Here is a 6,330-nt window from a genome sequence, read left to right as displayed (position 1 = left end):
AAATCTGCTCAAAATGAAGTTGGGTTCATACATAAGTTGTTTAGAATTGCATCATAATCTGTCATTGAATAGGCCATGTAGGTTCTATATCTCTATCAAACGGTTTTTGCACCAGAACCCAAATTTTTCTTTTCCATACCGATCACACACCTTTTTAGAGTAATAGTATCAGTATGTCCAAGTTTTATAGATTTTTTGCACCAGAACCATATCAAGCGACGTTTTTCCCAATCCGCAGGATTTCAAAATCTTCGTCATGCTTCACGTACCTTGAAAGGAATCGAAACCATTCATGCTATATATAAACAAAACCGCCGTTTGCGACCAAACTGCGGTTTTTCAACGTACAATGAATTGCAAAAGTTACTTACAATTGCTTGAGATTCAATTGCGCTCAACCTAAATTTTTATCTCTTAAGAAACTCTGCACCAGAACCTTTTGGTGCATATTCATAAGAAGCACGTCACCCTTTCTCATTAATATAAGAGAATGGTAACGTGCTTTTAACTACAAGAATAGTCCAAATCCTTAAGTTAATGGATGTGCGGCTGGACCCCAAAATAATGTTTATGAGGAATTATAATAGAATTAAATGGGTTATTATTTATAACAATTGTTTCTCAACTTTTTTTAAAAGGTTTCTCCGTTAATTTGCAGAAAAATTTACAATATTAGGTTTATTGTAGAATATAAAAATGACCCGTATTTAATAAATTTTATTTCGGATTAACATAAATAGCCTATTAAAAAAATAAAACAAAGGAATCTCTTAATTATATAAAATGTACGCGATATCACTAACACAATATAGTTAAATTCAAAAAATCAACAGTAAGGAGAGGTTTGTATGAAATTTAAGAAAAAAATAATGTGCACAACATTATTTTTTGGTATTTTGGTCACTCAAAATCCGCTAGACAGTACAATTGCTTTAGCATCAACAATAGATAATTATCAAAAAAGCCAAGATGAATTAGCTACTAATAACTTAAACGAAAATCAACAACTTAATATAAAAAATGCATTAGATTATGTAAATAACTGGTGGAATAATAGGAATCCTGATTATGCAAAATGGGATCCAAATGATTGTATGAATTATGTCTCTCAAATTCTAAAAGCTGGCGGAATAAAAGAAACACTTCCATCAACTATACAACCTTCAGGAATTGATTCAAATAAAAATTACTGGTACAGCAAAAAACAAAGAGATAATATTTTTACTGAATCTAGCACATGGATAAACGTCGAAGATTTTTATACCTTTTGGAGTAAAACTCAAAAAGTAATTACACCAGATAAATTAAATATTATGAGAGATATTGAAGTTGGAGATGTTATACAACTTCAAAAAAAATCAGGAGGAAGTTACTATCATGCAATGTTTGTAGTAAAAAAGGATTCAGAAACTGTTTATTTAACAGGACATACTAACGATAGAGAAGCTTTAGATATTAGAAATATACAAGGAGATAATTTCCGAGTAATTAAATTTTCTAGGTAAGAATCACGGTTCTGGTGCAAAAAATTAGAAATATATGGAAGCAATCTCCCAAACTTGGACATACTGATACTAGTACTCTAAAAAAGGACGTGATCAGTATGAAAAACAAAATCTATTCAAGTGGAAACATTATCAACCTGATATTATTTTATTAACCGTAAGATGGTATCTACGATACAACCTCCGTTTTCGTGATTTAGTCGAAATGATGGAAGAACGCGGGCTATTTATTGCTCATACAACCATCATGCGCTGGGTTCATCAATATGGCCCTGAATTAGATGAGCGATTAAGGTGTCATCTTAAGACAACCAATGATTCTTGGCGAGTTGATGAGACGTATGTGAAGGTCAAAGGTTAATGGATGTACCAGTATCGTGCTGTCGATTCGAAAGGAAATACCATCGATTTTTACCTAAGCAAAGCAAGAAACCATAAGGCTGCAAAGCGATTCTTCAAGAAAGCTTTGCAGTCTTTTCATATTTCTGAGCCTCGTGTCGTGACAGTCGATAAGAATCCAGCTTATCCTATAGCAGTTGAAGAATTAAGAAAAGAAAAGAAAAAAAGATGCCATTAGGCATCCAACTAAGGCAAGTGAAATATCTCAATAACATAGTGGAACAAGATCATCGGTTTATTAAAAAGCGAGTTCGTTCGATGTTAGGATTCAAATCATTCCGTACAGCCACTTACATACTGAGTGGCATAGAAGCGATGCATATGATGAAAAAGAAGCAACTTCATCAAGGGGGAAAATCTGCCCAAATTCAAAAAGATTTCATTGATAAATTGTTTGGTATCGCATCATAATCTGTAATTTAGTAGGAAATTCAGGTCCTACTTTTTTTATAATTTATTTTTGCACCAGAACCCTTTTTTTCGAGTTATTCTGAGAAAAAATCCTATACTATTTTTGTTAAGAACGAGAATTGAGATAAGTATATAAGATGGTTTGTTTCGGGATAAATAGCGAAATATCTAGAAGTAATTTGTATAAATCTAAGTATATTCAATACGCAATATGCAGGATTGCATGAGAAATATAGTTGCTATTTTCATAACCTGTAACCATAATGGTTACAGGTTGATTATATCCAATCAAACAACTAAAATCATCATGAATGGAGATGTTACATAATGGGTATGAAAAAAATAATTTTAGCTGGAGCTTTAGGTATCACAGCATTATCAGGAACGAATTTACCAGGATTAGAAGCAACAAAAGCGAGTGCTGCTTCTATTGAATCGAATTTCTCGACGTTAGAAGGACGAGTAGTAGAAGTGGATAATGGAGTGATTGTCGTAAAATCTAAGCAATATGAGGAACCTGTTAGTGTTTATATTGATTCACTATCAAATGTGAAAGTAGGAGATGAAGTAAAAGCTACTGGATCTATGATGCGTAATTTTACAGAATATATGGTTGCAACTGCAGTTGAAAATACTTCAAATAAGTTAGGTATGCACATGAAAGAAGATGGCTCACCTGATTATGTGATTGGGGAAGTATCAAAAGTAGCAACGATGGAGGATGAGGTAGAAGGTTCTACTAAATATGTCGTTGTTCAGTATCCATCGGTAAATGGGAAGAAAGCTATTATTGATGTGTACTTAACAAAGGGACAAGTATTTAATACGGGTGAGAAAGTAAAAATTGATATGAAGTATGTAGGTTGGGGCGGAATTTCTATTAACTGGAACACAACGGATCATATCGAAAAAGTTCATGAAGCAAAGAACAACATTGAAAATAATGATGATGTATGGATCTGGTCTTAATAAGGCGAATAAAAGTCGTTATTTGCGATTTATTCCAAACACAAATGTATAAACCGAATGTATGTAAAGTAAGAACAAAATAAATAACGTATCATGCAGTACCCATCTAATTATCATGTGTATGACAATTAGATGGGTACTTTTTTATTTACTCTACAATTAGGACAATCTATGGCCTCGCATATTTGTTTTTTATTCGAAGTTTGTGCGATTCAGTGTTCATATTCATTTTCAAGCGTGAATTGCATGTAAAATCGAAACTTTATCTGCAGTACATAATAAATAATTTTGTTTTACTGTTTTAATTACATGTGGTTTTAGAATAAAGTTGGATGAAAATCCTATATTAAAATAAAAACAGACCACTGTTCGATTTAAATGTTCCACGATATAATGATGAGAGTTTATGCCTAAATAAATATTTATATAAGAAGTGAGGTATTGTATGAAAAACAGAACCACAGACATTATTTTTATTATTATTGGTGCATTTCTTTTCGCGTTAGGTGTGAATTTGTTTGTTATCCCGAACGAGCTTGGTGAAGGAGGAGTAACGGGTATCACGATTATTACCTACTATTTATTTGAGTGGTCACCAGGCTTAGTTAACTTAATTCTAAATGCGATTTTGTTAATAGTTGGCTATAAATTTTTGAATAGGGTAACAACAATTTATACAATCATTGCTGTAGTTACTAACTCGTTATTTCTTCATTTGACAGAAGGTTGGAATATTGCTTCGAATGAAATGCTGGTAAATGCCATTTTTGGAGGAGTATTTATAGGGTGCGGGATTGGTCTAATTATTCGGGTTGGTGGAACAACAGCAGGTACTACCATCTTAGCAAGGATGACACATAAGTACTTAGGCTGGAGCATTAGCTATGGTCTATTGTTCTTCGATTTAATAGTTGCTTTTTCATCTTATTTCATCATTGGTGCGGAAAAGCTGATGCTGACAATTATTATGCTATATGTAGGAACTAAAGTGATGGAATTTGTAATCGAAGGTTTGAATCCAAAAAAGGCCATTACGATTATTTCTGATAAACCGAATGAAATTGCCAAACAGGTGACTACATCAATGGACAGAGGAGTTACCGTATACTCAGGTCATGGCTATTACACTAAAACCCCAAAGGACATTCTTTATATTGTTATTAATAAGCAAGAAGTAATAAAGCTAAAACGGATTGTTCAATCTACTGATCCGAATGCTTTCATCGCCATACACGATGTTCGTGATGTGTTCGGAGAAGGATTTGTAGATATTTCTAAGGCTTAATAAGAGGTTGATTTTAAAGAATTAGAATTTGTTTTTAAAAAGGCAGAAAATGATCAATCTATTTTATAAAAATAAATCCTAATGCTAAAATATGAGAATCTATTTTGATCAATTTTTATTCAAAATAGATTCTTTTTATTTATCGTAAAATGATGGCTTGTTGGGTATTATTTATCAACCTTTATTCCAAAGCTACATTACCACACGATCTGTTGTACCGTATGCTGTTCTAATGCGGAGTACATCTGGTTCTTCAACACCAGCATACGTAGTAGCTATGGTAACCTCAATAATTTCACTTAATGGATTTTGAATCTTAGCTAATTGTCATGAAATAATTAATTCTTCATTTGTTTTTTTGACATCGATACCTAGCATGTTTCCAAGGTCTTTCTGTATTAGTGTCATTAATCTACGATACAAAAGTACCATTTTAATAGAAAAATAAATTACATAAATTACATAAATTACATAAAATGAGGTACCTGGATTCTAGTTATAAAAAATTAAAACTGAACTTTATTAATATAATCATATTCCTCATTGTATTCCCATTGTATTGTGTATCACAGTAAAAATGTTCAATAAAATAGAATGCTTTTTCTTTGTAGAAATACGCACAAGCTAATTTTTGTAGTGGAATGTATATGAACACAAGTAAGTGGCTACTTGTCGAATTAGGCAGTTTGTCTCAAAAATAATTCTGTATATTTACAAACAAATACACATGGTCATGTAAGGGGATACTTTCTGTCATTGGAAAACCACTGATATAAAGGAGTTTTAAAACACATACTTTTAATTAGTTTACATAAGAAATCTTATCGGTAGTTATAAAATGAGTGGAATTCCTTATCTCAAAATGTATATATATATTGTGTTATTGAGATAAAAAGAGGAAATTGTTCCTTTTTAAATTATGTTTATAAATAACATTATAATGTAGACTTCTCTAGTGTGCCTGTTAGATAATTATTTAAATAAGACTTAATATTGTGAAATTAAATTCTCTTTAAGTGCTAGTATTTATTTTGAGTTAAACTTTGTATATATCTCATAATAAAGAGTATTCTTAGATTTTGAGATAAAAGACAAAAATACTAATTTATGTGCCTCCCCTTCTTAATAAAATTAACAATAATTTTCCATTGTTGGACTAGAGTTAAATTTGGTTATATGTATTAAAAAAGGAACCCACATGGGGTCCCTTTTTTTAACTTTCACTCTTTTTCAAAAGGTGCATATTTGCACTATATTTATTATAGGGGTTTAATATCATGCCCATCAAGCTAAGGTTGAGTATTTCATGAACTTCCGTTCCTGTTGCCTACATGCTTGATATTTTGTTTATTTGTTTTTAAAAATACGTATTCCAAATAAACCTTGATAAGGTGTGTTTTTAAAGGTTATGCAGTTTTCTGCTTTAGATTGGATACAGTGCACTGATAAACAACGTCTAAAATATCAAAAACTGTCTTTTTCTCATATCGGTGAGATTTTCGTCCGTTTTTCTGTAAGAGGTCAAACAGACGAAGAAAAATTTTCGATACTTCTTGGGTGTCTTGTTGTATAGCTTCATATACTAAGTACAGATGATCTTGAATCATATAAATTGTTTTATATTCGGTTCTGGTGCGAAAATGTTAGTTAGAAACATAGAGTAACAATTTCCTCTATATTTCTAGCTTATGAAGATAAACCAAATAATTTATGAATAAATTGTTTTTGATTTTGGACAGACTTGTTCTGAACAAGTTGTCG

At 31.5% G+C, this 6,330-nt stretch carries 3 protein-coding genes and 4 pseudogenes; 5 read left to right on the top strand and 2 right to left on the bottom strand.

What is annotated here, in order from left to right; all coding sequences use genetic code 11:
* Positions 1 to 207 precede the first annotated feature (207 nt).
* The 5 genes and pseudogenes from BPMYX0001_RS34315 to BPMYX0001_RS26575 all read left to right on the top strand — a co-directional run.
* Positions 208 to 381 (top strand): annotated as a pseudogene (locus BPMYX0001_RS34315) (IS6 family transposase); the annotation flags it as partial.
* Positions 382 to 848: 467 nt separating this feature from the next.
* Positions 849 to 1,505, top strand: coding sequence for an amidase domain-containing protein (locus BPMYX0001_RS26590; protein ID WP_006097294.1), 657 nt, complete (start codon positions 849 to 851; stop codon positions 1,503 to 1,505).
* 142 nt (positions 1,506 to 1,647) lie between these two features.
* A pseudogene (locus BPMYX0001_RS29790) lies at positions 1,648 to 2,315 on the top strand (IS6 family transposase).
* A 327-nt stretch (positions 2,316 to 2,642) separates the two neighbouring features.
* Positions 2,643 to 3,284 (top strand): F0F1 ATP synthase subunit alpha, encoded by a 642-nt coding sequence (locus BPMYX0001_RS26580; protein WP_006097290.1) that lies wholly within the window; start codon positions 2,643 to 2,645, stop codon positions 3,282 to 3,284.
* A gap of 445 nt (positions 3,285 to 3,729) precedes the next feature.
* On the top strand, positions 3,730 to 4,569 hold the full coding sequence (locus tag BPMYX0001_RS26575) for a YitT family protein (protein WP_006097289.1): 840 nt from the start codon (positions 3,730 to 3,732) through the stop codon (positions 4,567 to 4,569).
* A 195-nt stretch (positions 4,570 to 4,764) separates the two neighbouring features.
* Here BPMYX0001_RS26575 and BPMYX0001_RS34310 read toward each other — a convergent pair.
* Both BPMYX0001_RS34310 and BPMYX0001_RS32815 read right to left on the bottom strand, forming a co-directional pair.
* Positions 4,765 to 4,947 (bottom strand): annotated as a pseudogene (locus BPMYX0001_RS34310) (SunI/YnzG family protein); the annotation flags it as partial.
* 1,028 nt (positions 4,948 to 5,975) lie between these two features.
* Positions 5,976 to 6,206, bottom strand: a pseudogene (locus BPMYX0001_RS32815) (IS4 family transposase); the annotation flags it as partial.
* Positions 6,207 to 6,330: the final 124 nt, after the last annotated feature.

Origin of the sequence: Bacillus pseudomycoides DSM 12442 (assembly GCF_000161455.1) — a bacterium.
GTDB classification, from domain to species: domain Bacteria; phylum Bacillota; class Bacilli; order Bacillales; family Bacillaceae_G; genus Bacillus_A; species Bacillus_A pseudomycoides.
This window is presented reverse-complemented; position numbering and strand designations above follow the sequence as displayed.

What these genes read in the sequence shown, in the direction of transcription:
- BPMYX0001_RS26590 (WP_006097294.1), top strand. Translation starts at nt 849, where the DNA reads ATGAAATTTAAGAAAAAAATAATGTGCACAACATTATTTTTTGGTATT.
- BPMYX0001_RS26575 (WP_006097289.1), top strand. Translation starts at nt 3,730, where the DNA reads ATGAAAAACAGAACCACAGACATTATTTTTATTATTATTGGTGCATTT.
- BPMYX0001_RS26580 (WP_006097290.1), top strand. Translation starts at nt 2,643, where the DNA reads ATGGGTATGAAAAAAATAATTTTAGCTGGAGCTTTAGGTATCACAGCA.